The organism is Streptomyces sp. NPDC088794 (genome assembly GCF_044750545.1).
Taxonomy (GTDB): domain Bacteria; phylum Actinomycetota; class Actinomycetes; order Streptomycetales; family Streptomycetaceae; genus Streptomyces.
In genome coordinates, this window is the sequence record NZ_JBIVKB010000003.1 from 754,579 (window position 1) to 780,517 (window position 25,939).

The following is a 25,939-nucleotide window of genomic DNA, read 5'->3' on the forward strand; positions in this document are numbered from 1 at the left end:
GTCGTTGGGGACGGAGCACGGCGCCGACAGAGACGGCACAGGTGCATTTTGGAGGAAAAGTCGCATTCCGGGGGCGCGGCCTCGCCCGGCCGCATCATCCACGCGGGGTTGAGATCCCCGGCCGTCCTGGCCGTCACCGCACGGGCACGCCCTCGTGCGGTTGCCGTACGTCGTGTACGGGCTGGGAGGCTCACCCCAAGTCGGCGTCCCGACCGACTTAGAAAGCGCTTGTCCGGACATTGGCAGACCGAGTCCGAGGCCGTCAATCCTTCACCCACGCGGCTTCGGTCACGGTTTGGACTCCTCTGGCCACCGCGAGCCGGGCCGCGCCGACCACCGTGCCGCGGTCCCCGACCGTGCTGCTGACCACCTCGGTGGGCCAGCTCAGCCGGGCCAGCTCGGCCCGCACACCGGGCAGGAGCTGCGGATACGCGCCGGTGCTGCCGCCCAGCACGATCAGTCCCGGGTCCAGTACGGCGGCCACGGCGGCGGCGAGCCGGCCCACGTCGGCGGCGTGCCGGTCGACGAGGACACGGGCCGTCTCCCGGCCCGCGGAGGCGAGGGCGAAGAGCCGGTCGGCGCTGTCCGGGACCGGGCCCTCGGCGTCCCGCCAGGCGGCCGCGGCCCGTCTCAGCAGGGAGTGCGCCCCGACGTACTCCTCCAGGGCCTCCTGACGCGGCTCACGGTCGTCGTCCCACGGGTAGGGCAGCCGCGCGAGCTCACCGGCCGCGCCGTTCGCCCCGCGCAGCACCTGGCCGCCGATGACGATGCCGAGGCCGATACCCACGCCGATCCGCAGATAGCCGAAGGTGCGCCGGCCCAGGGCGGCGCCCTCGTGCAGCTCGGCAAGGGCGGCGCAGTTGACGTTGTTCTCCAGGTGGACCGGCACTCCGGCCGGCAGCGCGACCGACACCGCGTCGAAGACGGGACCGGCCTTGGCGGTCGCGGGCCGCATCCGGCCGCCGGCGCCGTCCGGCGCGGTGACATCACCGACCGCGACCACGATGGTGCGCAGCGGGGCGCCGGCGGGCAGCGCGGCCAGCGCCTCGCGTACGGCGTCGACCGCGTTCTCCCGGGTGGCGGTCGCCTCGGCGAGCAGGGTGCCGTCCAGGGCGCAGCCGCGCACCAGGGTCCGGGCGGGGCCGAGATCGACGGCGAGCACGGCACCGGAGGCGGGCCCCAGACCGTATACGGCGGCGGAGCGACCCGTGCCGCCGGAGGCGGTGCCGGAGTGGGTGGCGAGCCGGGCGGCCTCCAGTTCGGCGACGGCGGAGGACACCGTCGGCTTGGACAGCCCCGCCAGGCTTGCCAGCTGGGGCCGGGTCGCGCTGCCGGCCTGCGCCAGCACCGCGAAGACCGCGCTCGCGCTCTCGGTCAGGCGGGGGGTCTCCGCCACGACGTGTTCCACAGTTCCCCCATGGGTCAGGGGCCGCGCTCCCCGGGTGTCGCGGGACGCGGCGTTCAGACGACCTTGCGTCACGCGTCCCCGCCACGCAGCGGCCCGGAGGGTCGTTCCAGTGATCGAGTTCGCGATGACTCTTGACGCACTGTACTTCGTTAGTTAACTTCCTAACGAAGTACACGGTACTCGCCTGCCGTGATCCGCACGAGGCCCGTCCCGGGGCTTCCCTACTTCTCAATTCCTCTTCGGCCAGGCACGGTTCGTCCACCGTCCACGGGCCGGCGGAACGATGAAAGAGGAGTCCGTGCAGGACGCACCCCCCTCGAACCGTCTTGTGGTCGGTATCGACGTGGGCGGCACCAAGACGCACCTCCGCGCCTTCGCGGGGGGCGCCGAGGTCGCCGATCACGTCCGGACGAGCAGTGGCTGGCGGCCGCACGATCCGGTCGCCGCCGCCGCGTGGCTCGCCGCCCTGGTCGCGGACGCCCTGCCCACCGGCGCGCGTCCGTCCGCCCTGGCTCTGGGCGGACACGCCTGCGAGACCCCGCGCCAGTGCGCGCAGATCCGTACCGCCCTGCAACTCCACTTCGACGCGCCCGCGCTGGTCGTGGGCGACGCCGAACTGCTCGTACCCGCCGCGGGCTTGGACAAGGGCGTCGGCCTGGTGGCCGGCACCGGATCCGTGGCCGTGGGCCGGCTGCCCGACGGCAGCTCCGTTCAGGTCGGCGGCTGGGGCGCGGTGCTCGGTGACGAGGGCGGCGCCGCCGGTCTCGTCCGGGAGGCCGCGCGCGCCGTGTGGGCGGCCCACGACCGGGGCGAGGCACCCGACGCGCTCGCCCTCGGCCTGGTCGAGGCGTTCGGCGTCGCCGAAGTCCCGGCGCTGGGCGACGCGTTGGAGAGCGCTTCCGACGTCTCCGCCGAGTGGGGCCGGCGCGCACCCTTCGTGTTCGCCGCCGCCGACGCGGGCTCCGCACTCGCCCGAACCGTGATCGCCGAGGCCGGCCGCTCGCTGGCCGCGCTCGTCGCTCGCCTCGCCGCGCGCGGGGTCCCGGTGGACGACGTGGTGGTCGCGGGCAGCACCGTCCTCGCCCAGCCCTCGCTGTACGGGGCGTTCACCGCCGCGCTCGCGGAGTCCGTGCCCGGAGCACGCCCGCAGCCGTTGCGGGTGTCCCCGGTCGAGGGCGCCGTGCGGCTGGCGCGCTCGATCCTGTGAACCGGTCGGTCCGGGTTCACGCAGCCGCCATGCCGCGGTCGCCGGGCCACCCCTGACGGGACAGGGCCCGGCCGTAGATCTTCGCTCAGGCACCAACGGGACGCCCCGGAACCGCAGTTCCCACGCGTCCCGCGCACCACGTCTCCGTGCACGATCTCCCTCCCGGCCGCAGGGCCGAAGAACTCAAGAGAGGCACACGCATGCCGTCACCAGTCGGGCACCGCTCCCCCGCCATCGGTCAACTCGCCGTCGACCGGCGGGGGTTCCTCAAGAGCTCGCTGGGCGTCTCGGCCGGAGTGCTGGCCGCGCCGACCCTCGTCACCTGGCTGGCCGCCGCGGACGCCAAGGCCGCGACCGCGCCCCTCCCGTTCGTCGACGACTACAAGACGAACGTCGTCACGAACCTGACGCCCGAGACCAACGCGGTCGTGCGGATCCTCGGCGGCTTCGCGAAGGTGTGGAAGACCGGCGGAGCCTGGAACACCGGCACCCCTCTCCGGCCCGAGGTGCTGCGCGCCAACATGCGCTACTGCGCGAAGATCACCCGTGCGCGCACGGACGCCCAGGCGAAGGAAGCCTTCGTCTACGACCGCCAGCACCAGAGTTACGCGATGATCGCGGCCCTGGGTCCGCTGGCCGACCTCTACAAGTCCGGTGCTCTGGCGGTCACTTCGATCACCGGCGCCCCCGACGGCACACCGGCGACCACGATCAGCGACGCGGTGCCCGCCGGCGCCCCCGCGGGTTCCGCGCTCGGCGCCGGTTCGCACGACTCTGCGCTCGGCAAGGTCGCCGAACTGGTCGACACAGTGCGCGGCCCGTACGCGTCCGGCAACCCGGGCAAGTACGCCTACCAGTACCCGCGTCCGTGGCGCATGAACGAGGACAGCGAGGTCGTCGACACGGGCACGACGGACGCGCTCGGCTTCCCGGTGTACGACTCCGAGGTGGTCGTCGCCCCGCAGCTGCTGCGCCAGCGCAGTACCTCCCCGACGGACGACGGCGGCTTCCCCAGCGGCCACACCAACGCCTTCCACCTGGCGGGACTGGCCTACGCGTACGCCGTGCCCGAGCGCTTCCAGGAGCTGGTGACCCGCACCTTCGAGCTGAGCCACACCCGGATCGTGGCCGGCATGCACAACACGGTCGACGTCATCGGCGGCCGCGTCATGGCCACCGCGCTCGCCGCCGCGACCCTCGCCGACCCGGCGAACGCCGCGCTCAAGGCCGCGGCCCGCGCCCAGGCCCTCGCCTACTTCGAGGCGAAGACCGGCACCACCGCCGACACGCTCTACGCCTACGCCCACTCCGCCGGCCCCGACACCGACACCGACAAGTACGCGGACCGCGAGGCCAACGCCCGTGTCGTGGAGCCCAAGTTGACGTACGTGCTGACCCGCAAGGGCCGCAGCACGCCCCTGACCGTGCCGAAGGGCGCGGAGGTGCTGCTTGAGACGCGGCTGCCGTACCTGGACGCGGCCCAGCGGCGCGAGGTGCTGCGCACGACGGCGCTGCCCTCGGGCTATGTGCTGCTGGACGGCTTCGAGCAGTGGGGGCGGCTCAACCTGTTCGCCGCGGCGGACGGGTACGGCGCCTTCGACTGCGACGTCACCGTCACGCTGGACGCGGCGGCCGGGGGCTTCGGCGCGGCCGACAGCTGGCGCAACGACATCGACGGCGACGGCGGCCTGACCAAGCGCGGCACCGGGTCGCTGACGCTGGCGGGCCACAACACGTACACGGGCGGCACCGCGGTGACCGCCGGCGTCCTGGCGACCGCCTCCTCCCACGCCCTGGGCCACGGCGACGTACGCGTGACGGGCGGCACCCTGCGCCTGGGCGAGCCGGTCCAGGTGCACGGCCTGTACACGCAGGAGTCGGCCACGCTCGACCTGGAGCTGCGCTCGGGCCACTCGCCCGTCCTGGAGGTCACCCGGCGCGCGGTCCTCGGCCGGGGCAGCGTGCTGTCCCTGCGGCTCGACGCGCACCGGCCGCCGAGCGCGGGCAGCACGGTCCGCGTCCTGTCCGCGCCGGCCCTGCGCGGACAATTCGACCGCGTCGAGCTGAACTCCGACCGGCTGCGGGCCGTACCCGTCTACACGACGGACGGTCTGTCGGTACGACTCCTGAAGCGGTAACGCCCTCGGTGGCGGGAGCTGATGCGAAGGTAGGGCCCATGAGAAGGGTCCGGATCACTCCCGCCGCCTCGCGGTCGGTGTCACCGCGGGGCGGATGATGGCGCAGGAACAGCACTCGGTGCTCGAACCCGGGACTCTCGACGACGCGGACACCCCGCCGGAACCGAAGGCCGCGACGCCCGCACGGCGCCCGGCCAGGCGATGGGTGGTGCCGCTGCTCGTGCTCCTGCTGCTGGGGCAACTGGCCGCCGCGATGGCGACCACCGCGGTCCAGCAGACGCCGACCATCGACGAGCCGGTGTACGTCGGCACGGCCGCCGACTACCTCCACGAACACCGCATCCGCTTCAACCCCGAACACCCGCCGCTCGGCAAGCTGGTGATCGCGCTCGGGGTCGCGGTCGCCGACCCGCACGTCGACACCAACTACAAGGGCGACCAAGGGGAGTTCGGGCGGCACCTGCTGTACGAGTCGGGCAACGACCCCTGGCAGCTGATGTTCTGGGCGCGGCTGCCGGTGATGGTGCTGACCCTGCTCTTCGGGCTCGTCGTGTTCGCCTTCGCCCGTGAACTGGCGGGCGCCGTCGCGGGGTTGGCCGCCCTCGCCCTGTACGCCTTCTCCCCCGACATCGTCGCCCACGGCTCGCTGGCCACGCTCGACGTGCCGGCCGCCGGGTTCGTGCTGACGTCGGCGTGGCTGCTGTGGCGCGCACGCCAACGCCCGCGTCTGTACGTGCCGTTGGCCGGAATCGCGCTCGGCGCGGGCCTGGCCACCAAGATGAGCGTGCTGCCGGTCGTGCCGGTGCTGTTGGCACTGGCCGCGTGGTCGGTGTGGCACGGCGCTCCGGCGGACCGGCGCAGGGCGGTGCTACGGGCGCTCGCGGGCGCGGCCGTGGTGGCGGGGGCCGCCGTGGCCGTCGTATGGGCGTCGTATCTGGTGGTGGACCCACGGCTGCGCGCGTCGTCCATGGACCCGGTGCCGGCCGTGCACGGGCTGAAGGGGCTGGTGGTGGATCTGCTGCCGCTGCCCGGGTCGTACAAGGACGGGATGCGCCTCCAGTTCGGCATGGAGGCCTACCCGTGGCAGGGGTTCCTGTTCGGGCACGTGTACACGGGCTCGCTCTGGTACTACCTGCCGGTCGCGCTGCTGGTGAAGACACCGCTCGGCATGCTCGCGCTCTGGGCCGCCGGGGCGGTCGTGCTGGTCGCGGTGCCGCGGCTGCGGGCCTCGGCGCCGTACGTGCTCGTGCCCGCCGCGGTGCTGCTGGCCGCGGCCATGACGGGGTCGCGGGACTTCGGGACGCGGTACGCCGTGTTCGTGCCGATGTTCCTGGCCGTGGCGGCCGGGTGCGTGCTCGCCGTGCGGTGGCGGTGGGCGCCGCTGGTGACGGGGGTGCTGGTGGCGTTCGTCGCGGTCAGTTCGGTGCGGACGTGCCCCTACTATCTGCCGTACTCCAACGAGGCGTTCGGCGGGCCGGCGAAGACGCATCTGCGGCTGCACGACTCCAACGTGGACTGGGGCCAGGACCTGGGGCGGCTCGCCGACCGGCTGCGCGAGCGGTACGCGGGCGAACGGGTGTGGCTTGTCTACAAGGGCAGCGGGGTGCCGTCCTACTACGGGATCGACGCGGCCGACCCGCGTGAAGTACCGGAATCCGAGGTGCACGGGCTACTGGTGGTGTCGGACTCGTCGGTGGCCAAGGCGCGCGGGCGGCTGGCCGAACTGATCGACGGCAGCCGCGCGGTCGACGAGGTCGGTCATTCGATCACGATCTACCGACGGTGACACGCCGTCCGGCGGCGCGACCCGAGCCTCCTTACGCAGTGCGGCATACGCCTTCCCACAAGCCCTGGTGATGACAGCGTGTGAGCTATGTTGAGGCACTGTGGGAGACAAAGGAGGCGCACCGGTGCCATCGCCGCAGCAGGCACGCGCACAGGCATCCGCCATCACCTCGGGCAAGACCGCACCGGAGGTCGAGGCCGCCCCGGCCTCCCAGCTCAGGACCCTCTTCGACCGGCCCCGGCTCTCCCCGGGCCAGCGCCGCATCGCCCAGTACCTCATCGAGCACATCACCGAGGCCGCGTTCCTCTCCATCACCGATCTCGCCGAACGTGTCGGGGTGAGCCAGCCCTCCGTGACGCGGTTCGCCGCGGCCGTGGGCTTCAGCGGCTACCCGGCGCTGCGCGAGAAGCTCCAGTCGATCGCACTGGGCACCCTGGCCGGCGGGCCCGCGGCGACCGAGGAGAACGGCAGCAACGAACTGCAGTCGGCGGTCGACGCCGAGATCGAGAACCTGGAGAACCTGCGCCGCGACTTCGCCGACCCCGACCAGCTCATCGAGATGGGCCGCAAGCTGTCGGAGTCGACCCCGCTGACCATCCTCGGGCTGCGCATTTCCGCCTCGCTCGCCGAGTACTTCGCCTACGCCGCGCGCCGTATCCACCCGGACGTGCGGCTGGTGACGCGGGGCGGCAGCGTCGCGTACGACGCGCTGCTTCAGTCGCGCGAGGCGGGCGGCACCTGGGTACTGGCGTTCTCGATGCCCCGGCACGCCCACGAGACCCTCACGGCGGTCCGGGTCGCGCGCAGCGCCGGGCTGCTGGTCGCCCTCGTCACGGACCTGGCGCTCGGTCCGGTCGCCGACGAGGCCGACGTCACCTTCGCCACCGCGACCGGCTCCCGCCTGGTCTTCGACTCCTACGCCGCGCCCGGCGTGATGGCCGCCGCGCTGCTCCAGGCCATGACCGACGCCGACCCCGAGCGCACCCAGGCGCGCCTGGAGGAGTACGAGCAGATCTCCGACCAGCACCAGTTCTTCCTCAGGGACTGACCGCCGGGGTCCCGTGACCGTCCGGAGTGCGCTCCGGGACCGTGTCGGTCACTTCACTCATTTCGCAGCACAGACGGATCATCCGCCATATATCACGCATGAATGTTTTCATGCGCCTTGCAAAGCGGACGGCATATATAAATACTGCTCACGGATCGCGCTCCGGCTCACTCCGGAACACGTCCGCGCCCCCGTCCCCGCCGCCCCATCCGCCCGCAGAAAGCCGACGGTCCGCCCCATGCGCACGCCGCTCCTCTCGTCGCGCCGGCACCGCCTGCCCTCGCGGGCTCCTGTACGAGCACCCGGGGCCGCCGTCTCCTACCCGCGTCGGCGCCCAGGGTGTTCGGTAGGGCCTCGCCCGTGCGAGGACCCGTGGCGGCCCCGGTCATCCCCTAGACCGGGGCCGCCCGTCACCGTCGGACCACCCTCCACGACGCCGCACATCCTGGAGCGATGACCATGCAGATGACGACCACCCGTGTCAGCCCGGACTGGCCGTGCCAGGTCAAGTCGCCCGGCAGCTACGACTGGGAGCGCTCGGCGACCAAGTGGCTGCGCGAGCTGGTGCCGGCGCGGTACGCGAGCTATCCGGCGCTGATCCGCCATCCCGTCCTGCTCGCCCGGCACGCGCAGATCCAGGTCCAGCACGAGATCCGGGTCGCGCGCACCGCCCTTCAGACCGCCCGCGCCGACCTGCCCGCCCTGGGCCTGCCCGAGTCGGTCATCGAGCACACGATCAAGCTGTACGCGGCGGAGGTGCTGCAACTCCAGCACATCGCGCGCAGCGTGCGGACGGTCACTCAGGCGCTGGTGGAATCGGCGCGCTGACGTCGGTTGCGTCGGCCCGCGGGGCACCAACCTCCGCAGCACGGCCCGTCGTTCACTCGTCACCCCGGTGCCGCCAGTACCAGAACAGGCCCACGACGAGGGCCAGCAGGAAGACCGCGGGCAGGATCAGGCCCGGGATGCGCGTGCCGTTCATGGGTGGTGCCTTCGGCTCGGAACGGGCCGGGCGTCTCGCACGCCGGCCCCGATCCCATGGTGCCGGGCACGCGGTACCCGTCCACCTGCACTTTCCCCACCCGTTGCCCGGCGTTCGAGACCGTGCGGGACAACACCCCGGCCGGGTCAGCCGGTTCCGGGCGCCGTGCGCGATTCGAGGGCCTGGCGGGTGTCGTTCCCGTAGACGCCGGTCTCGTCGCCCCGGATGCCGTACCAGAGCTGGAAGCGGGCCACCGCCTCGGTGAGGGTGGTGTCGTAACTGCCGCTGGTGGAGCCGTCCTCGTAGACGTCGGGGATGTGCAGCAGGCGCTCTTGGAGGTCGGTCACCGCGGGGCCGCTGTCACCTTCGCGGAGGGTGCCCGCGCCGTCTGGATCGCCCGTGCCCGGGTCCGAGGCGGCCGGGGTCGGGGCGGCTGACGCGGTCGCCGGTGGTGACGCCGTCGCGGCGTCGGTGCGGCCGGGGAGCAGGAGGGCGCAGCCGAAGCCGACGACGGCCGCCGCGCCGACCCCGATCACCACGGCGGCACGACGGTGTCCCGGGCCGAAGCCGAGGCGACCGACGGCACGCGGCGGGCGTGGGGGCACGGCGGCCGGACCGGCGGCGGATCGTGCGGCCGGCCCGGCAGCTGGTCTCGCGGCTGTTCCGGTCGTGAACTCGTCGGCGACAGGCGGGAGTTCCTCGGTCTCCTCGTCGGTCCACGCGTACGGGTCCCGTACGGCCACGGCCTCACGGTCGCGGTAGTCCTTGTCCTGGCGTATGTCCTTGAGCAACTGCGCCAGCGCGTCGGTGCGGCGCGGGCGCAGTACGCGAACCGGTTCCAGCGGTGGGCGGTCGTCCGGTGACCCGGATCCGGGCGGTGTCGGCACAGCGCACTCCTTCCGTCCCTGACAGGGACCTCCGCCGTCCCTCGGGGAGTGATACGCACCGCCCGCCCCGGGAGTTCAGCGACCGAGGAACCCGCGCAGGGACTCCTTGAAGGCCGCCACGAAGCCGTCCCGGCGTGCCTCGTCGAGGACGTCCAGGGACAGATAGGGATTGAGGTCCTCCAACTCGACCAGCAGCAGCTCGCCGCCCGGGGCACGGCAGGCGTCGACCCGCTGGATGCCGTGCTCGACGGTGTTCCAGTCGATGAAGCCGCGGGCGAACTCCAGGTCCTCGTCGGTGGGTTCGTAGGGTTCCAGGTCCCAGCGCCGGTCGGTGTGCGGGGCGTGGAGGGCGTACCGGAAGTCGTGGTCGACGAAGTAGAAGGAGACCTCGTAGGCGAAGTCGACGCGCGGCTGGACCAGGACGCTGCCGTCCACCAGGGCGGGCAGGCGGTCGGCGGGCACGATGGACAGGCCGACCGAGTCGGCGCCGATCTTGGGCTTGACCACGTACTCGGCCGTCTCGGGCAGCCGGTGCAGGTCCGCCATGCGGTCGACGGTGGGGATGACCGGGTGGCCGGCGGCGCTCAGGTCGAGCAGGTACTGCTTGCCCGCCATGTCGGCGCGGCCCGTGAGCTGGTTGTAGACCCGCGTCCCGCTCGCGGTCGCCTTCGCGCGGAAGGCGTCGTACTCCGCCTGGTAGCCGAGGACCGGACCGCTGTTGCGGACGACGACGACGTCGAAGGCGTCCATCAGCGCGGCGGCGTCCCGCGGGTGGCACAGCGCGACGTCGAAGTCCTCGCGCAGGCGCGAGGTCAGGAATATGTCCTCGTCGCAGTAGCGGCGCCCGCGCGCCGGGTACGCCAGGTCGCTGACGTACAGGAGGCGGGATCTGTGGGAAGGCATGCAAGGAGGCTAAGCCAGGGGTGCGCGGCTGCTCGGGTGCGGGTCGAAGCACTCAGTTCCCCGAAAGGGGCGCACTGAGTGCCATGCGTGCCGCCCGGGTGTTACGTTCCCGTCCATGAGCTCCAGTGGTGCGGCGACGGGTCGCGGTGACAAGGCGCGGCCGGGTGCACGACCGCCCATGCGGGACGCCCTGGTCGCGGCGGCCTTCCAACTGTTCCTGGAGCGTGGGTACGAGCAGACGACCGTCGACGACATCGTGGCGCTCGCGGGCGTCGGACGGCGCTCGTTCTTCCGGTACTTCCCCTCCAAGGAGGACGTGGTCTTCCCCGACCACGAGCGGTGTCTGGCGGACATGACGACGTATCTCGCCGACAGCGCGGACGACGACGAGCCGGTGCGGCGGGTGTGCGACGCGGCCCGGCTGGTGCTGAAGATGTACGCCGAGAACCCGACCTTCTCCGTGCAGCGCTACCGCCTCACCAAGAAGGTGCCAGGGCTGCGGGCCTACGAGCTGTCCGTGGTGTGGCGCTACGAGCGGGCCCTCGCCGAGTACCTGCGCGAGCGTTTCGCCGGCCGACCCGACGGGACGTTGCAGGCCGACGTGATCGCGGCCGCCGTGGTGGCGGCGCACAACAACGCCCTGCGTTCCTGGCTGCGTTCGGACGGACAGGGGGACGCGAGTGCCACGGTGGACCACGCGCTGGGGTACGTCCAGTCCGCGTTCGGCGTCGGCGTTCCGCCCGTCCGGCCCGTCGGGGAGCAGCCGGAGGACGTGGTGGTCGTCGTCTCCCGGCGCGGGGCTCCGATGTGGCGGGTCGTGCGCGAGATCGAGACGGCGCTCGACCGGGACCGACCGGCTCCCGCCTGAGTTCATCAGGGAAACCCGAATTTATTGAGGGAACCGAGTGCCTTTACCGCTGGCACTCAGTGCCATACGCTGAATCCGTGCACGGTCGCACCGCGAACCGCGCACGTCGCATTCCGGCCGAGCGCAGGGGGTTGACCAGCGTGTACCACCACTCAGCGAGCGTCGTTCGTCAGGCAGCCGGCTCCTCGGCGGGCGTACTCGATCCCACCGCGGCACCGGCCTCCGACGCCGTTCTCTTCCAGCGCTGCACCTGGTGCGCGACCGCCATGTACCACCGGCTGTTGTGCCCGGTCTGCCAGGGCAGCGACCTCAGGACGGAACGCAGCGAAGGCACCGGCACGGTCCGCCACTCCACGATCGTGCACCGCAACACCCCGGCCGCGCGCAATGTGTCGCTCGTCGAGATGGCCGAGGGGTTCGTCGTCCGCGGCCGGGTCATGGGCCCGCCGATCGGCATCCACAGCGGCGACCGGGTACGGCTGTCCACGGCGAAGGACCCGGTGCGCGGCGAGCCGGTCTTCCAGCTCGTCGACGAGCCCTACCGCGCCTGGACCTGATCCTCCCGTTTGCCGGGCGCACCCATGCCCGTCGGCCAATTCCTCGATCACAGGCAACCCACAGACGCCCCCGCCCGTCCTCCGGTACGCGAGAGGCCTCCGCTGACCAACGGGGTGCCTGAGCTGAGAACTTGAGGAGGGCAACCTTGATCCGTGCCCGGCGAATATGGGTGACCGCCGCGACGGTGCTCGCGGTGGCGGGGGGATCGCCAGGCTTGGCGCAGGCGGCTCAGCCGTCCGACGCCAGACCGATCACGACGACGGCCGACAGTGACGGCGGACTGCCGCCGGGCTGGCGGATCGCCGGCGGGGGCGGCGACCGGCAACTGGTGTGGCGTTCCACCAAGCCGGTACCGATGGGGGACGCACGCGTCGACTTCTACGCAGGGGACCGACTGCTCGGTCATCCCGCACCCGGCAAGGACGGGCGCACGTTCCGTCTGGATCTCCAACAGGCCGATCCGAAAGCTGATTTGACGGACCTTCAGGTGAGGTCCGGCGGCCGGGAGTTGAACGCGGCGGGACGCGTCGACACCTCGAACGGCAAGCGGTCCGCGGCGGCCACGCCGCCCGCACGGCTCCCGGCGAACTCCGTCGACCCGGGCAAGCCGGGCTCCTACCGCACGAGCACCGGCGAGTACGACCTCGACCCGGTCACGCTCCCCGGCTTCCCCGAACCGGTCGAGATGAAGGCTGTGGTGGTCGCGCCGAAGGGCGCCACCGGCAAGCGGCCACTCGCTCTGTTCCTGCACGGCCGCCACCCCACCTGCTACGCCGGTGACGACATCGAGGGCGACTGGCCCTGCCCGCAGGGCACCAAGCCGATCCCGAGCTACCGGGGTTACCTGGCCGACCAGCAACTCCTCGCCTCCCAGGGCTATGTGACGGTGTCGATCTCCGCGAACGGCATCAACGGCCAGGACTGGGCAGCCGAGGACGGCGGCGCCCAGGCCCGCTCCTCACTGGTGCGCCAGCACCTGGCCCGCTGGGCCGACTGGGCCGCCAACCCGGCCTCGGCACCCGCGGTCGTACGCAATGGCCCCAAGGCCGACCTCTCGCGCGTGCTGCTCGTGGGCCACTCGCGTGGCGGCGAGGGCGTCAACCGCGCGGCGATGGACAGCCTCTACCCGCCGCCGGCCGCGCAGGACGGCTACCACGGCCCGGTGCGCTGGCACATCCGCGGCACCGTCCTCATCGGACCCACGATCTTCGGCCAGAACCCGGTCGCGGACGTGCCCTCGGCGACCATTCTGCCGGGCTGCGACGGTGACGTCTCCGACCTCCAGGGCGAGGTCTACGTCGACGGCACCCGCGGAGTCAGCCGCGGCGCCGCCCTGCACAGCGCGGTGTACGTGGTCGGCGCCGACCACAACTTCTTCAACTCCGAGTGGACGCCGGGGCAGGCGGAGGCGCCCGCCTGGGACGACTTCTTCGAGGACCCGGACCAGCGGGACGCGGTGTGCTCGCCGGGCACCGCGACCCGGCTGACCGCCGACCAGCAGCACAAGGCGGGCAGCACCTACATCGCGGCGGCGGCGCGGCTGTTCGTCGCCGGTGACGACCGGGTACGGCCGCTGCTCGACGGCTCGGGCAAGCGGGCCCCGTCGGCCGACCCCGCGCGGGTGCTCACGCACGCGGTCGGCGCCAAGCGGGCCGGCGGTTTCCTGCCGGACGGCAAGATGTCGGTGACCGGCGGCAAGCTGTGCGCGGTCGTGGACCCGTCTCCCGCCAAGGCCTGCCTGGGCGCGGACACCAACGGCAGTTCACCGCACTTCGCCCAGTGGGACACGACGCATGAGGTCGGCCGCCGCGCGGTCGCGCTGAAGTGGTCCGCGGCCGGCTCGGCCGTGAAGGTGCGCCCCGGCGCGCCGGTCTCGCTCGGCGGCGCCAAGGACCTGTCGCTGCGCGTCATCGTGCCGCCCAACTCGACCGGCACCCGTCTCGGCGTCTCCCTCACCGACACCCACGGCAAGCGCGCCACCCTCGGTGACGTCAAGGTCGACGGGCTGCCGGGCACCGAACGGACCAGCTCCTACTGGGCCCGCGAGGTACGCGTCCCACTGGCCGCCGCCACCCGTGCCGGTCTCGACCTCAAGCACATCAAGTCCCTTGACCTGACACCGCGTTCACGCTCGGGGCAGGCCTGGCTGATGGACGCCTGGGGCTGGCGCTCCGGCACTCCCGCGGTCACGGCGCCCGCGCTGCCGCGTGTCGACCTCGGCCGTCTGACCGTCAAGGAGGGCGACTCGGGCGTGCGGACCTACAAGGTGCCGGTGCAGGTGTCCGGGCGCGGCTCGGGCCAGGTGCGTCTCTACGTCCTCGACCCGGTCACCGGCGGGGAGAAGGAGCAGCTGGTGACGGTGCACCCCGGCGGCAACGACATCAACGTGTCGGTGAAGGTGGCGGGCAACACGCGCTTCTCCTACGGCACTCAGGACGACGTGGTCGTGAAGGCCGTACGGGGTGCGGTCATCGGCGCCCACCGGGGCGGCGTCCTGGTCGAGGACGACGATCCCATGCCGTCGGTCACCGTGACGCCGGTGACGGACCGGGTGACCGAGGGGCAGCCGTTGCGCTGGAAGATGACGCTGTCCGAGCCGGCGGACGTGGACCTCGGGGTGTCGTTCGGCATCCTGCCGGTCACCGACGGCCCGGAGCTGTCGACGAAGGACGTGGACCCGCAGTGGCTCGCCGAGAACACGGGCGAGGAGCCCGATCCGGAGCGTCCCCTGTCCTCGCTTCAGTACCTCTCCCTGTTCGGCTACGTGCCCACGGGTGAGCTGAACGCGGAGGTGACCCTGCCCACGATCACCGACCACGTGACGGAGCCGACCGAGTCCGTCCGGTTCCAGCAGCTGAACGACAACGGGGAACCGCAGGAGGGCGGCGCGATCCTGAACGGCACGGTGCTCGACGCGTCGTAGCCGATCTCCCGCCGATACACGAGCCGCGCGGCACTCCCCCGGAAGCCGGGAACCGGAGTGCCGCGCGGTTCGTCATTCGGCGGCGGCGCCGGGCTCCGGTCCGACCAGACGCACGCGGATGCCGACGGTCCCGTCCAGGCCACGCCGCAGCCTGCTGCCGAGGAGTGTGAACCGGCCCATCAGGCCGTACTTGCGGGTGATGAGAGTGCGGTAGTGGGCGACGGTCGCCGCGTCGGTGATCTCGGCGGTGGCCGGCACGGAGTCGCCGGTCGGATTGCCGCGTACGTCGCAGGGGCCGACGAGGATGTCGCCCCGGGCCCGGATCCGCTTGACCTTCCAGGAGTCGGCCACCGTCCACACGCCGAGGGTGTCCCCGTCGCGCACCACCCACACCGGGGTGGCGACCGTGGTGCCGTTCTTTCGGTAGGTGGTGACCAGCAGGTACTTGCCCGAGGCGAGCCGGTCCAGCGTGGAGTCGTCCATGGCGCGCAGTCTATGCACCGGCGGTGGAACGCAGCAGTGCGAGGTAGCGGCGGGAGAAGAGGTAGGCGTCGCCGGGCCAGCGCGCCGACAGATAGGTGCCGTCCTCGACGACGAAGGCGTGCGTGTCGTCGCTCGCCGTGCCGCGCCGCGTCAGCTCCCGGGGACCGCGTTCGAACTGCGCGCCCGGGTCACCGAGCGCGCCCCGCACCTCGTCCTCGACGTACGCCGGGTAGGTGCGGTAGTAGCGGCCCAGCCGCCAGGCGGTGCTCAAGTAGGCGCCGCGTTCCATGTACTTGGGCAGACAGGTCGTCCGACGGTCCGTCAGGACGCTGCGTCCCGTGGCCGGGTCCTCGGTGCGGGCCAGCACCAGGACGCCGTGGCAGATCGCGCCGACGGGCCGGCCCAGCGCCCAGAACCGCGCGACCTGGCGCCGCAGTTCGGCCGAGCCGAGGTACTGCCGCATGCCGGGCGCGTGCCCGCCGGGCAGCAACAGCCCGTCGTACGCCGTCACATCCTCGTCGGCCCAGGCCACGGTGGCGCTGAACTCCGGTGCCCGGGTGAGCTGTTCGTAGAACCGCGTGGGTTCCTCCGCCGCACCGAGCTGTCCGAAGATCACGCCGGTCAGCAGGCGCGGGTCGGCGGCGGGCCGGGTCCCGGCGCGTTCGGTGGCGAAGACGACCTCGTGCCCCGCGTCGGTGAGCACCCGCCAGGGCACGGCGACCTCGGTGACGTCGAAGTCGTGGTCGGGAAGCGGCATCAGCACACGCATGGGCTCATCATGGCAGCCGTCGTCACGTGGGCATGACACCCCCGGCAGCGCTCAGCCAAGGGCCGCCGCCATGCGCCGTACGCCCTCCTCGATCACCTCCGGCGAGGTCGCCAGATTCAGGCGTACGTGTCCCGCCCCGCCGGTGCCGAAGCGGGTCCCGGGGCTCAGTGCCACCCGCCCCCGCTCCAGGAAGACGTCGGCCGGGTCGGCGCCGAGGCCGAGTGCGCGGCAGTCGAGCCAGGCGAGGTAAGTGGCCTCGCCGGGACGGCAGTCGACGGACGGGAGGTGTGCGGCGAGGAGGTCGGTCAGCAGCCGTCGGTTCTCGTCGAGCCCGGCGAGCAGCGCGTCGAGCCACGCGGTGCCGTCCCGCAGGGCCGCGGTGTGGGCGATGGCGCCGAGGTGGCTGGGCCCGTGGCTGACCTCTTCGGGCAGCCGGGCGAGGTCGGCCGCGGCCGCCGGACCGGCCACGGCGAGCGCGGCCTTCAGTCCTGCCAGGTTCCAGCCCTTGGAGGCGGACAGGAGCGCCAGGCCGCGCTCGGCGCCGGGCACGCTCAGGTACGGCACGAAGTCCACGCCCGAGGCGGTCAGCGGGGCGTGGATCTCGTCGACGACCACGCGCACCCCGTACCGCTCGGCGAGGGCGGCGACCGCGGCCAGTTCGTCGGCGGTGTGTACCGTGCCGGTCGGGTTCTGCGGGCTGCACAGCAGGTAGGCGGCCCGCCCGCCGCCCGCGACCGCCCGCTGGAAGGCCTCCTCCAGCACGTCGAGGTCGATGCGCAGGTCGGAGCCGAGCGGCGCCTCGACCACGCGTCGGTCCATGTGTTCGATGAACTGGAAGAACGGCGGATACACGGGCGGATTGACCACCACCGGGTCCCCGTTCCCGGTGACCAGACGCAGCATCTCGACGATGCCCATCATCACGTCGGGCACGATCGCGGTGCGCTCCACCGCGCACCCGTCCCATCCCCACCGCTTCTCGGCGAACTCGGCCAGCGCCTCGGCGTAGGCGGTGCCGGCCGGGTATCCGGTGTCGCCGAGCACGAGCGCGTCGGTCACCGCGCGCACCACGGGTGCGGCGAGCGGCACGTCCATCTCGGCCACCCACAGGGGCAGGACGTCCGGCGGGTAGGTGCGCCACTTCATGCTCGTACGACATCGAAGGCGGTCGAGGGTGAGGGCGCACAAAGGGTTTGCCTCACCTGTGGTGTCGTGCGCGATCCTGGTCATGCGCTCAAGATAGGGGGCCCTGGTGTGACCTGGAACGACGCGTACGAGCCGCGGGTGGTGGAGATCGCCTGCGACGAGTCGGGGTCGGACGGCGAGAATCTCACCGGCGGGAACACGGACGTGTTCGCGCACGCCGGTGTGCGCTTGCCGATGGATTCCGCCGCCGCGTACGTGCAGGAGATCCGGGACCGCATCCGCTCGCCCGCCGAGGAGTACAAGGCCAACCACCTGCTGCGGGAGAAGCACCGGGCGGTGCTGGAGTGGCTGCTCGCACCGGCGGGGCCGATCCACGGGGACGCGAAGGTACATCTCACCGAGAAGACCTTCTTCGTCGTGGACCGGGTCGCCGACCTGCTGCTCGGCGGCGGTTCCGAGGGGCTCGCCCTGTTCCGCGAAGGCCCGCGGGTGCTCGGCGAGGAGCGGTGGCGGGATTTCCTCCAGGCGGCCAACCGACTGCTGCGGATCAGGAACGACGGGGAACCGGGCGAACCCGTCGACGGCTTCTTCCGGACGGTGGAGGCGCTGCGGCGCGCGCATCCCGGTACGGACCTCGCGGGGATCCTGGAGCGGCTCGCGGCGGCCCGCCCGCGCGCGGACGCCTATCGGGCCCGGGTCCTGTCCGGGCCGGTTCTGGTTCCCGTCCTCAATCCCCTCCTACCGGCGATCGTGGGAACGGCCGCGTACTGGAGCGCGGGCGGTCGCACGGTGCAGCTGACGCACGACAGGCAGAACATGCTGACGCCGGAACGGATCGCCTGGATCCAGGAGACGGCGCGGCGGTCCGGAGTCGGGCTCGGCGAGGTGCACCTGGTGCACTCGCGCCTGGACGCGCGCGTGCAGGTCGCCGACTACCTCGCCGGGATCGCCCGCAAGATCGCCTCGGACGTGCTGAACCGACGGGCGGACCCGGAGTTGACAGCTCTGCTGCGGCCGTACGTCGACCCGGCGTCGGCGTGGGGGGACGAGCGCAGTTGGGCGCTGCTGGCGGGTGACGGCCCGGGGAACACCGCGGGCGGGACCGCGCCGGAAGTTGCCGGGAAAACAACCCATGCGGTTCCCTCGGCAGACATCAACTCGGCAGTCTAGATTGCCACTTGACATATCCGCTCCCCCCACCAGGCCCTCCAGGAGCTGACCCCGTGACGGAGCACATCCCAGCCACGGACGACCCCGCCGCGACGCTGCGCGGACGCATCGACACCCTGCGCCCGCACGCGGCCCGGATCTGGAACTACTGGCTCGGTGGCGGCGACTACTACGAGGTCGACCGAGTGGCCGGCGACCGCATCCGTGAACTGCATCCGGCCATCCACGACTACGCCCGCGCCGACCGGCAGTTCCTGGGACGCGCCGTCAGTCACCTCGTCACCGAGGCGGGCATCCGCCAGTTCCTCGACATAGGCACCGGGCTGCCCACAGCCGACAACACCCACGAGATCGCCCAACGGCACGCCCCGGACAGCAGGATCGTCTACGTCGACAACGACCCGCTCGTCATGGCCCACGCCCGCGCCCTGCTCACGAGTTCACCCGAGGGCCGCACGGACCACCTCGACGCGGACCTGCGTGACGTCGACACGGTCCTGGAACGGGCCGCCAGGACACTGGACTTCAGCCGGCCGGTGGCTCTCATGCTGCTGGGGGTGGTCATCTTCCTGCCCGACGAGGAGGATCCGTACGCCGTCGTCCGCCGCTACCTGGACGCTCTTCCGGCCGGCAGCCACCTCGTCCTGTCGCACACGATCAGCAGCCCGGCGATCCCGGACATGGACGAGGCGGTCAGGTTCTGGAACGAACGCGGCATCCCGTCCCTCACCCAGCGCAGCCCGCAGGACGTGGCCCGCTTCTTCGACGGCCTCGATCTGCTGGAGCCCGGGGTGGTGTCGTGCTCGCGCTGGCGCCCGGAGGGGCCGCCGGAGGCCGTGCCGCGGGAGGTGGCGATGTACGGCGGGGTGGGCCGCAAGCCGTGAGCCGGGGCGGGCGCGTGCCATGCGCGGGCGGCCCGTGGGACGGGCGAGAAGATCATGCGCGCTCTGAACGCCTCCGCCTCCGCACCCGTTAAGGAGAGAGGGCACTCAACGACCGGAGCGCCCCGCGGTGTTGAGGCCGCGCGTTCGGGGTTCGGGAGCCATTGATGAGGCACGCACGACGACGGATCGTCCGGCGGGTTACACGGCTGGCGGCAGTCGGCGGACTCCTCCTGGGAGGAGCGATGGTGACGCAGGCCGCCATGGCGAGTGAACCCTCCGGCACGTCCGCCGTCCCGTTCAGTTCCAAGGACACCGCCACGAACGAGGGTGCGCGACTCGCCGCCCGGCTCGGTGCCTCGCGTACGGCGGGCAACTGGATCGGCGCCGACGGGAAACCGGTCGTCGCGGTGACCGACGAGAAGACGGCCGCCGAGGTGGAGCGGGCCGGGGTCGTGGCGAAGGTCGTCAGCCACAGCATGAACGAGCTCAAGTCGGCCGCCTCGACGCTGCGTTCGGCGCCCCGGGTGCCCGGCACGGCCTGGGTGATGGACTACCGCAACAACCAGGTGGTGGTGCAGGGCGACAGCACCGTGTCCTCCTCCGACTGGTCCAGGATGACCCAGGTCGCGGGAAACATCGGCGCCTTCGTGAAGACGGAGCGCACGCAGGGCACGTTCACCACCCGGCTCAACGGCGCGCAGCCGATCCTGTCGACCGGCGGTCGCTGCTCGGCGGGCTTCAACGTGACGAACGGGCAGAGCGACTTCATTCTCACCGCCGGGCACTGCGGACCGACCGGTTCGCTCTGGTTCGCGGACGACCAGGGCACCCAGCAGGTGGGCAAGACGGTCCAGCAGAACTTCCCCGGCAGTGACTTCTCGCTGGTCCAGTACGCGAGCGGCACGGCGGGCGCGGGGGCCGACGTCGTCTCCATCGGCAACGGCAACGGCGTGCGGATCACCGGCGTGGGCGATCCGTCGGTCGGCGAGCGGGTGTTCCGCAGCGGCAGCACCAGCGGTCTGCGCGACGGGCAGGTGACGGGGCTGAACGCGACGGTGAACTACCCCGAGGGCACGGTGACCGGTCTGATCGAGACCAATGTGTGCGCCGAGCCCGGGGACAGCGGCGGCCCGATGTTCTCCGAGGGCATCGCGCTGGGCATCACCTCGGGCGGCAGCGGCGACTGCACCTCGGGCGGTACGACGTTCTTCCAGCCGGTGACCAAGGCGATGACCGCGCTCAACGTCCAGATGATCGTGTCGAAGCAGGCGGCCGGGCAGAACGGCTCGCAGGCACCGACACCGGCGGCCTCGGCGACGCACAGCGCGATCGCCCCCGGTTCGACCTCTCCGGGTTCCTCGGCTCCCTCGTCGGGCCTCACCGGCGAGACGTTCGTGTCCCAGCTCACGGACCCGAAGAACGTCGGTCCCGGCCTGCTGGTGATCGCGGGCAGCCTGGTCGCGCTGGTGGCCACCCGCTTCATCCGCGCCGAGCAGGACCGCAAGGCGTATCAGCGCCAGTACCGGGCGATGTGGGGGTGACGCAAGGGAAAGGGCACCCGTCCGGTCGGATCGGGTGCCCGCGTAGGTCCTGGTCTTGGCAAGGTCGTCGAGGTCGAGGCTCGAGGTCGGTCGAGGCTCGGGGGGCTCCGGTCGGCGTGCGGGTCAGGCCGCGTGCGCCGGCTGCGGGGCCGCGGCGGCCCACTCCAGCACGAGCCGCTGGTACTCCTTGCGCTGCTCGCCACTCAGTGTCCCGCCCGACCGGTGCCACAGGGCCCGGATCTCCTCGTTGACCTCGTCTGCCGAGCGATCGGAGGCGGGTTCAACAGTGGTGGACATGGTGTGAAGCATACGGCCCGACGGGTGAAGGCGTTGTGAGTAACCGGCAGATAAACCGGCAATTCGGACCGTGTTACTGATCACGTGTATCAGCCACCGTCCGTCCGGAATTCACGTCTGCGCAGGTCCCAGCACCAGGACCTGGATGGCCAGCACGGCGGCGCCGCGGGCCCAGTCGTGGAAGTCGGACACCTTCGTCTCGAGGGCGACCCGAGGAGCCAGCGGGTGCCGGTGGGTGCGGACGGTCTCCTCGACCGTGTCCCCGGCCACATCCATGAGGCCGACGCCCTCGCCGGCCAGCAGGATCTTCTGCGGCATCGCGAAGTTGGCGATGTGGGCGACCAGGATGCCCAGGGCGCGGGCCGCCTCGCCGATCACGCGGGCCGGCCCGGGGGTGCCGGCGGCGGCCAGCGCGAGGATCTCCTCGTAGCTGTGGTCACGGCCGGTGGCCGCGTTGATCTGGTAGCGGATGTTGCCGATGGTCAGCAGGGACACGGCGCTGCCGCGCTCCCCGTCGGGGGTGAGCGGTCCGTCGGGGGCGAGGATCCAGTGGCGGCCGAAGCCGCGGTCCTCCTCGGCGTTGGGCACCCGTCTGCCGCCCTGGACCAGCCCGTAGCCGATCCCCGCGCCGATGGTCAGGACGACGAAGCGGTCCAGGCCGCGGCCGGCGCCGAACCAGGTCTCGGCCTCGACCAGTGCGGCGACGTCGTTCTCGACGACCACGGGCAACCCGGTGCGTTCCCGGACCAGTTCGGCCAGCGGGACGTCCCGCCACAGCAGGAACGGCGACTCGCGCACCACCGTACGGTTCTCCACCAGGCCGCCGACCCCGATCCCGATGCCGGCGAGGCCCTGGTGTGCGTGGGTGAGTTCCTTGGTCATCTCCGCGAGCAGATCGGCGACCCGGTCCGGTTCGCGGGACTCCAGCGGGCGGTCGTGGCGGGCGACGATGTCGCTCCTGAGGGTGGTGACGACGCCGTAGACCATGTCAGCGGTGATCTTGAAGCCGACGAAGGAGCGGGACTCGGCGACCACGTCCAGCGGCTGCGAGGGGCGGCCCTGGCGCACCTCCGCGGAACCGGAACCGGAGCCGAGGCCCGCGCCGGCCTCGGCGACCTCGATCAGCAGGCCCGACTCGATCAGCGGCTTGGTCAGCCGGGTGAGGCTGCCCGCGGAGAGGCAGAGCCTGCGGGCGAGTTCGGTGCGCGACAGCGGCCCGTGGACGAGCACCTCGATCGCCACCGAACGCTCACCCGTGCTCAGCGGGAGCCAGCTGGCGGCATGCGTGGTCATGGACGTCGTTCTCCCCATGATTAGTTTCACCGTAGAAGCAACAGGCACACCCTAGGGCCGCGGGATACGCAAGCAAAGATGTCAGCCCATTCCCGCAGACATCTTGACGAGATGATTCTTTCGCAACAAAAGTAAGTGGCGCGAGGATTCTCGACCAGCGAAGGACACGCCTCACATGACGTTCTCGATCGGCATCGTCGGCGCCGGGCAGTTCTCCGGCCAGTTCGCCACCCTGTTCCATGCCCATCCCGGCGTCAGCGACGTCTACGTCACCGACCTGCTGCCCGAGCGCGCCCAGCAGCTCGTCGACGCCCAGCAGCTGGCCGGCACCTTCCCGTCGTACGAGGCAATGCTGGAGTCGGAGGCCGTGGACGCGGTCGCGATCTTCACGCAGCGCTGGACGCACGGCCCGCTGGTGCTGCAGGGCCTGAACGCCGGCAAGCACGTGTACTCCGCGGTCCCCATGGCGATCACCACCGACGAGATCGCCGCGATCATCGACACGGTCCGCACCACCGGACTGACGTACATGATGGGCGAGACCAGCCAGTACAACCCGGCGACCGTGCACGCGCGCAACCAGATCGCCGAGGGTGCCTTCGGGCGGATCTTCTACGCCGAGGGCGACTACGTCCACGACATGGACCTGGGGTTCTACGAGGCGTACCAGTACAGCGGCGGCGAGAACTGGAAGGCGACCGCCAGCTATCCCCCGCTGCTGTACCCGACGCACTCGGTCGGCGGGGTGCTCGGCGCCTGGCAGACGCACGCGGTGAGCGTGTCGGCGATCGGGGTGGTCGACGAGCGCGGGGACGGGGTGTTCGACAAGGAGGTCAGCCAGTTCGGCAACGACTTCTCCAACGCCACCGCGCTGTTCGAGGTGGCCGGCGGCGGGTCGTTCCGCACGAACGAGTTCCGGCGGGTGGGCTATCCCTCGCAGATCAGGGAGTCGCGTTTCCGGTTCTTCGGGACCGACGCGAGCATGGAGCAGCTCGCGACGGTGGCCTTCTGGCAGGACAAGAAGGGGGTGCAGGACATCAGCGAACTGCTGGAGCCCAAGCCCACCATGTCTCCTGACGACCCGTCACTCCAGCACATCGCGCCGGATCTTCGGGCCGCCTTCACCTCAGGGTCGGCGCCGGTGCACGACCGGGCGCGGCTGCCGCGGGAGTTCGACCACCTGCACAACGGCCACGAGGGCAGCCACCACTTCCTGGCGGACGACTTCGTGACCGCGGTCAACACCGGCACCCTGCCCTCGGTGAACGCGTGGGTCGCCGCCCGCTACACCCTGCCGGGCATCATCGCGCACGACTCGGCGCGGCAGGGCGGGGCCAGGCTGGACATCCCGGACTTCGGAGACGCGCCCGAGGCGTGACGAACTCCCGTGAGCCGGGCGCCCGTTCCGATCAGGTGCCCGGCTTGCGGCCGTAGACGAAGACGTCGTCGCCCTTCTTCAGCAGCGACCAGTACTTCTTGGCGGTGGCCTTGGTCATGTTGACGCAGCCGTGCGAGCCCGGCGGGTTCCACATGCTGAGGTTGACCGAGTGGAAGGCCTGGCCGCCGTCGAAGAACTGGCTGTAGGGCATGGGCACGTCGTAGATGTTCGAGACGTGGTCGATGTCGCGCCAGTAGATCTTGTTCAGACCGGTGCGGGTCTCGTAGCCGTTGCGTCCGGTGCGGACCGGGACCGGGCCGTAGACGAGCCTGCTGCCGTCCTGGATCCAGCTGAGCTGGAGGGTGAGGTTGACGCAGGCGATCCGGCCCTTGTTGGTGGGGCACTTGCCGTCCCGGTTCGGGTTGTTCCCGACCGCCTTCTGCTTGTTCATCAGGTTCATCACGCCCCAGGTGACGGAGCCCGCGTAACCGATGTTCGGCGTGATGCCGTGCTTGGTCTGGAAGGCCTTGATCGCCTTGCAGTCGGCGGTGGACTGCTTGCCGTCGACCGGCCGGCCGAGGAACTTCTCCACCTTCTTCTGATAGGGCCCGGCCTGCGTGGTGCAGTTCGTGGCCGCCTGCGCGGGCGCGGTGCCGAGCGCGAGTCCGAGCGGTACGACGAGTCCGGTGATCCCCAGTGCGACGGCGCCCCGTCTGCGTATGTCCCCCATGGTGGGCCCATTCCCCTTCTTGCGGTCCTGCGACCACTTCTCACGGTCCTGCGACCGAGTACGGTCCTGCGATCTCATCCACCTAGACCGGTGCCCCGTCCGGTTCGTTGTACGGCTGGGCGCGCTGCGACGAAACGGTGACAATCGTCCATCGCCCGATGTCACGGACGGGGTCGGAGCCTCTCCGTGAAACCAGGGCTCACCGCTGTGATGCCGCCGTCGACCACGAGCGAGGTGCCGGTGATCCAGGACGCGTCCCGGGAGGCCAGGAAGGCGACGGCGGAGGCGATGTCGTCGGGCTCGCCGATCCGGCCCAGCGGGTAGAGGGGGCGGATCTCCGCCAGCTCGTCCTCCCGTCCCTCCCAGGCCGAGGTACGGATCGTCCCCGGCACCACGAGGTTGACGCGCACCCCTCGCGGAGCCGCGTGCCCGGCGAGGGTGCGGGTCAGGGAGGCCAGGCCCGCCTTGCCCGCGCTGTAGCCCTGGTTGCCGAAGTCCACCATGCCGTTCACCGAGCCGATGGAGACGATGGCGCCGCGCCCGGAGGCGGCCAGGTGCGGGAGAGCGGCGCGGCAGCAGCGGTAGGTGCCGGTCAGGGTGATGTCGATGTCACTGGCCCACGCCTCGTCCGTGCCGTCCTCCAGGAGCGGCGGGTCGGGCGTGCAGTGGGCCGCGCAGTTGACCAGGACGTCCAGCGAGCCGAAGGCCTCGACGGCGTGCGCGACGGCCGCCTCCACGGACGCGCGGTCGGCCACGTCGCACTCCAACGCCTCGACCGTGAGCCCCTGTTCGCGCAGCACGTCCGCGGTCTTCTCCGCCTCGGGCCCGTCGACGTCGGTCATCAGGACCCGCGCACCCTCCCCCGCGAGCCGCCGGGAGATGGCGGCGCCGATGCCTCGGGCCGCGCCGGTCACCAGGACTCCGTACCCCTCGAAGCGCTTCGTGTCAGCCATGGGCCGAACCTACTCCCGAAACGATCAACTGGGCAGATACCGTGCGCCCATGTCAGCGTTCATGCAGCAACTGCCCGCGCTCATAGGTGTGGTGATCGGCGCGCTCGGTTCGTATCTGGCCGTCGTCCGGGGCGATCAGGCGCGGTACCGCCGGGAGCGGGAAGCCCGTTGGGAGGAGCGGCGGCTGGCCGTGTACAGCGACTACGCGCGCGTGCTGAAGAAGACGGTCACGCTCACCTACCGGGTGGCCTCGCACCTGGGCAACGACCCGCATCCGCATCCCCTGTCGCCCGAGGAGGCGGCACCGCTGATCGCCGAGGCCGGGCTCGCCCGGGACCCGGCCGGGGAGACGCTGCTCCTGCTGGGCAGCCCGGACGTGGTGGAGAAGGCCCGGGCGTGGGTCGCCACGGTGCTGGCCATGGAGCGGTTCCTGCGCGAGGGCACCCGGGATGCCGACGCGTGGCAGGCGCTGCTGGAGCGGCAGCGGGCCGGACGTCAGGGCTACTACGCGGCCGTGCGCGAGGAGTTGGACCTGGGGCCGGGTCACTCCGCGCGCTGGCCGCTGCCGCAGCTCCCGGCCCCCTGAG

The 25,939-nt window shown here is 71.7% G+C and carries 23 protein-coding genes; 13 read left to right on the top strand and 10 right to left on the bottom strand.

Annotated features, from left to right (window positions below; translation table 11 throughout):
* Positions 1-262: 262 nt before the first annotated feature.
* Entirely contained in the window at positions 263-1,396 is a 1,134-nt protein-coding gene (locus ACIP6U_RS12245; RefSeq protein ID WP_401715453.1) for an ROK family transcriptional regulator, read from the bottom strand.
* 295 nt (positions 1,397-1,691) lie between these two features.
* Here ACIP6U_RS12245 and ACIP6U_RS12250 point away from each other — a divergent pair, with 295 nt between their 5' ends.
* The 5 genes from ACIP6U_RS12250 (at position 1,692) to ACIP6U_RS12270 (ending at position 8,415) form a co-directional block, all read left to right on the top strand.
* Positions 1,692-2,615 carry an N-acetylglucosamine kinase gene (locus ACIP6U_RS12250; protein ID WP_401715455.1) on the top strand — a complete coding sequence of 308 codons (924 nt, stop codon included), beginning with the start codon at positions 1,692-1,694 and terminating at the stop codon, positions 2,613-2,615.
* Positions 2,616-2,815: 200 nt separating this feature from the next.
* A complete protein-coding gene (locus ACIP6U_RS12255; protein WP_401715457.1) occupies positions 2,816-4,753 on the top strand; it encodes a phosphatase PAP2 family protein in 1,938 nt (645 codons plus the stop codon).
* Positions 4,754-4,847: 94 nt separating this feature from the next.
* Positions 4,848-6,539 carry an ArnT family glycosyltransferase gene (locus tag ACIP6U_RS12260; RefSeq protein ID WP_401715458.1) on the top strand — a complete coding sequence of 564 codons (1,692 nt, stop codon included), beginning with the start codon at positions 4,848-4,850 and terminating at the stop codon, positions 6,537-6,539.
* A gap of 124 nt (positions 6,540-6,663) precedes the next feature.
* On the top strand, positions 6,664-7,587 hold the full coding sequence (locus ACIP6U_RS12265; RefSeq protein WP_185145949.1) for a MurR/RpiR family transcriptional regulator: 924 nt from the start codon (positions 6,664-6,666) through the stop codon (positions 7,585-7,587).
* 453 nt (positions 7,588-8,040) lie between these two features.
* Positions 8,041-8,415 (top strand): hypothetical protein, encoded by a 375-nt coding sequence (locus ACIP6U_RS12270; protein WP_185145950.1) that lies wholly within the window; start codon positions 8,041-8,043, stop codon positions 8,413-8,415.
* Positions 8,416-8,715: 300 nt separating this feature from the next.
* On the opposite strand, the gene ACIP6U_RS12275 is transcribed toward ACIP6U_RS12270, so the two are convergent.
* Together ACIP6U_RS12275 and ACIP6U_RS12280 are read right to left on the bottom strand one after the other, a co-directional pair.
* Positions 8,716-9,456, bottom strand: a complete 741-nt coding sequence (locus ACIP6U_RS12275; RefSeq protein WP_401715461.1) for a peptidoglycan-binding protein — start codon at positions 9,454-9,456, stop codon at positions 8,716-8,718.
* Positions 9,457-9,531: 75 nt separating this feature from the next.
* The gene (locus ACIP6U_RS12280) at positions 9,532-10,359 is read right to left on the bottom strand and encodes a hypothetical protein (protein ID WP_401715462.1); all 828 of its coding nucleotides are present in this window, start codon (positions 10,357-10,359) and stop codon (positions 9,532-9,534) included.
* Positions 10,360-10,474: 115 nt separating this feature from the next.
* On the opposite strand from ACIP6U_RS12280, the gene ACIP6U_RS12285 reads away from it, so the two are divergent.
* The 3 genes from ACIP6U_RS12285 to ACIP6U_RS12295 all read left to right on the top strand — a co-directional run bounded on the left by ACIP6U_RS12285 (position 10,475) and on the right by ACIP6U_RS12295 (position 14,708).
* Complete coding sequence (locus ACIP6U_RS12285) at positions 10,475-11,227, top strand: TetR family transcriptional regulator (RefSeq protein ID WP_401715464.1); 753 nt, start codon at positions 10,475-10,477, stop codon at positions 11,225-11,227.
* A gap of 140 nt (positions 11,228-11,367) precedes the next feature.
* Positions 11,368-11,784, top strand: a complete 417-nt coding sequence (locus ACIP6U_RS12290) for a Zn-ribbon domain-containing OB-fold protein (protein WP_401715568.1) — start codon at positions 11,368-11,370, stop codon at positions 11,782-11,784.
* A gap of 146 nt (positions 11,785-11,930) precedes the next feature.
* Positions 11,931-14,708 (top strand): hypothetical protein, encoded by a 2,778-nt coding sequence (locus ACIP6U_RS12295; RefSeq protein ID WP_401715465.1) that lies wholly within the window; start codon positions 11,931-11,933, stop codon positions 14,706-14,708.
* 72 nt (positions 14,709-14,780) lie between these two features.
* Here the strand turns inward: ACIP6U_RS12295 and ACIP6U_RS12300 are convergent, their stop codons facing one another.
* Genes ACIP6U_RS12300 through ACIP6U_RS12310 form a run of 3 tightly spaced genes read right to left on the bottom strand, consistent with a single transcriptional unit; the run spans position 14,781 to position 17,190 of the window.
* The gene (locus tag ACIP6U_RS12300) at positions 14,781-15,191 is read right to left on the bottom strand and encodes a PPOX class F420-dependent oxidoreductase (protein WP_401715467.1); all 411 of its coding nucleotides are present in this window, start codon (positions 15,189-15,191) and stop codon (positions 14,781-14,783) included.
* 10 nt (positions 15,192-15,201) lie between these two features.
* Positions 15,202-15,960, bottom strand: a complete 759-nt coding sequence (locus ACIP6U_RS12305; RefSeq protein WP_401715469.1) for a type 1 glutamine amidotransferase domain-containing protein — start codon at positions 15,958-15,960, stop codon at positions 15,202-15,204.
* Positions 15,961-16,011: 51 nt separating this feature from the next.
* Positions 16,012-17,190 (bottom strand): MalY/PatB family protein, encoded by a 1,179-nt coding sequence (locus ACIP6U_RS12310; protein WP_401715471.1) that lies wholly within the window; start codon positions 17,188-17,190, stop codon positions 16,012-16,014.
* A gap of 24 nt (positions 17,191-17,214) precedes the next feature.
* Between ACIP6U_RS12310 and ACIP6U_RS12315 the strand changes: the two genes are divergently transcribed.
* The 3 genes from ACIP6U_RS12315 to ACIP6U_RS12325 all read left to right on the top strand — a co-directional run bounded on the left by ACIP6U_RS12315 (position 17,215) and on the right by ACIP6U_RS12325 (position 20,701).
* Complete coding sequence (locus ACIP6U_RS12315) at positions 17,215-18,276, top strand: DUF3800 domain-containing protein (protein WP_401715473.1); 1,062 nt, start codon at positions 17,215-17,217, stop codon at positions 18,274-18,276.
* Between the two features lie 53 nt (positions 18,277-18,329).
* Positions 18,330-19,160: an SAM-dependent methyltransferase gene (locus tag ACIP6U_RS12320; protein WP_401715474.1), complete on the top strand. Its 831-nt coding sequence runs from the start codon at positions 18,330-18,332 to the stop codon at positions 19,158-19,160.
* Positions 19,161-19,324: 164 nt separating this feature from the next.
* Positions 19,325-20,701, top strand: coding sequence for a S1 family peptidase (locus tag ACIP6U_RS12325; RefSeq protein ID WP_401715475.1), 1,377 nt, complete (start codon positions 19,325-19,327; stop codon positions 20,699-20,701).
* Positions 20,702-20,824: 123 nt separating this feature from the next.
* Here the strand turns inward: ACIP6U_RS12325 and ACIP6U_RS12330 are convergent, their stop codons facing one another.
* Both ACIP6U_RS12330 and ACIP6U_RS12335 read right to left on the bottom strand, forming a co-directional pair.
* Positions 20,825-21,010 carry a hypothetical protein gene (locus ACIP6U_RS12330; RefSeq protein ID WP_401715477.1) on the bottom strand — a complete coding sequence of 62 codons (186 nt, stop codon included), beginning with the start codon at positions 21,008-21,010 and terminating at the stop codon, positions 20,825-20,827.
* 99 nt (positions 21,011-21,109) lie between these two features.
* Positions 21,110-22,291: an ROK family protein gene (locus ACIP6U_RS12335; protein WP_401715479.1), complete on the bottom strand. Its 1,182-nt coding sequence runs from the start codon at positions 22,289-22,291 to the stop codon at positions 21,110-21,112.
* A gap of 175 nt (positions 22,292-22,466) precedes the next feature.
* Here ACIP6U_RS12335 and ACIP6U_RS12340 point away from each other — a divergent pair, with 175 nt between their 5' ends.
* The gene (locus tag ACIP6U_RS12340; RefSeq protein WP_401715480.1) at positions 22,467-23,669 is read left to right on the top strand and encodes a Gfo/Idh/MocA family protein; all 1,203 of its coding nucleotides are present in this window, start codon (positions 22,467-22,469) and stop codon (positions 23,667-23,669) included.
* Positions 23,670-23,700: 31 nt separating this feature from the next.
* Here the strand turns inward: ACIP6U_RS12340 and ACIP6U_RS12345 are convergent, their stop codons facing one another.
* Together ACIP6U_RS12345 and ACIP6U_RS12350 are read right to left on the bottom strand one after the other, a co-directional pair.
* Complete coding sequence (locus ACIP6U_RS12345) at positions 23,701-24,399, bottom strand: L,D-transpeptidase family protein (protein WP_401715482.1); 699 nt, start codon at positions 24,397-24,399, stop codon at positions 23,701-23,703.
* Positions 24,400-24,560: 161 nt separating this feature from the next.
* A complete protein-coding gene (locus ACIP6U_RS12350; RefSeq protein WP_401715484.1) occupies positions 24,561-25,352 on the bottom strand; it encodes an SDR family NAD(P)-dependent oxidoreductase in 792 nt (263 codons plus the stop codon).
* A 49-nt stretch (positions 25,353-25,401) separates the two neighbouring features.
* Between ACIP6U_RS12350 and ACIP6U_RS12355 the strand changes: the two genes are divergently transcribed.
* On the top strand, positions 25,402-25,938 hold the full coding sequence (locus ACIP6U_RS12355) for a hypothetical protein (protein ID WP_401715486.1): 537 nt from the start codon (positions 25,402-25,404) through the stop codon (positions 25,936-25,938).
* The last annotated feature ends 1 nt before the right edge of the window (position 25,939 follow it).

What these genes read in the sequence shown, in the direction of transcription:
- ACIP6U_RS12255 (WP_401715457.1), top strand. Translation starts at nt 2,816, where the DNA reads ATGCCGTCACCAGTCGGGCACCGCTCCCCCGCCATCGGTCAACTCGCC.
- ACIP6U_RS12270 (WP_185145950.1), top strand. Translation starts at nt 8,041, where the DNA reads ATGACCATGCAGATGACGACCACCCGTGTCAGCCCGGACTGGCCGTGC.
- ACIP6U_RS12335 (WP_401715479.1), bottom strand. Translation starts at nt 22,291, where the DNA reads ATGACCACGCATGCCGCCAGCTGGCTCCCGCTGAGCACGGGTGAGCGT.
- ACIP6U_RS12310 (WP_401715471.1), bottom strand. Translation starts at nt 17,190, where the DNA reads ATGACCAGGATCGCGCACGACACCACAGGTGAGGCAAACCCTTTGTGC.
- ACIP6U_RS12250 (WP_401715455.1), top strand. Translation starts at nt 1,692, where the DNA reads ATGAAAGAGGAGTCCGTGCAGGACGCACCCCCCTCGAACCGTCTTGTG.
- ACIP6U_RS12305 (WP_401715469.1), bottom strand. Translation starts at nt 15,960, where the DNA reads ATGCGTGTGCTGATGCCGCTTCCCGACCACGACTTCGACGTCACCGAG.
- ACIP6U_RS12345 (WP_401715482.1), bottom strand. Translation starts at nt 24,399, where the DNA reads ATGGGGGACATACGCAGACGGGGCGCCGTCGCACTGGGGATCACCGGA.
- ACIP6U_RS12330 (WP_401715477.1), bottom strand. Translation starts at nt 21,010, where the DNA reads ATGCTTCACACCATGTCCACCACTGTTGAACCCGCCTCCGATCGCTCG.
- ACIP6U_RS12340 (WP_401715480.1), top strand. Translation starts at nt 22,467, where the DNA reads ATGACGTTCTCGATCGGCATCGTCGGCGCCGGGCAGTTCTCCGGCCAG.
- ACIP6U_RS12300 (WP_401715467.1), bottom strand. Translation starts at nt 15,191, where the DNA reads ATGGACGACTCCACGCTGGACCGGCTCGCCTCGGGCAAGTACCTGCTG.
- ACIP6U_RS12260 (WP_401715458.1), top strand. Translation starts at nt 4,848, where the DNA reads ATGATGGCGCAGGAACAGCACTCGGTGCTCGAACCCGGGACTCTCGAC.
- ACIP6U_RS12280 (WP_401715462.1), bottom strand. Translation starts at nt 10,359, where the DNA reads ATGCCTTCCCACAGATCCCGCCTCCTGTACGTCAGCGACCTGGCGTAC.
- ACIP6U_RS12285 (WP_401715464.1), top strand. Translation starts at nt 10,475, where the DNA reads ATGAGCTCCAGTGGTGCGGCGACGGGTCGCGGTGACAAGGCGCGGCCG.
- ACIP6U_RS12355 (WP_401715486.1), top strand. Translation starts at nt 25,402, where the DNA reads ATGTCAGCGTTCATGCAGCAACTGCCCGCGCTCATAGGTGTGGTGATC.
- ACIP6U_RS12325 (WP_401715475.1), top strand. Translation starts at nt 19,325, where the DNA reads ATGAGGCACGCACGACGACGGATCGTCCGGCGGGTTACACGGCTGGCG.
- ACIP6U_RS12350 (WP_401715484.1), bottom strand. Translation starts at nt 25,352, where the DNA reads ATGGCTGACACGAAGCGCTTCGAGGGGTACGGAGTCCTGGTGACCGGC.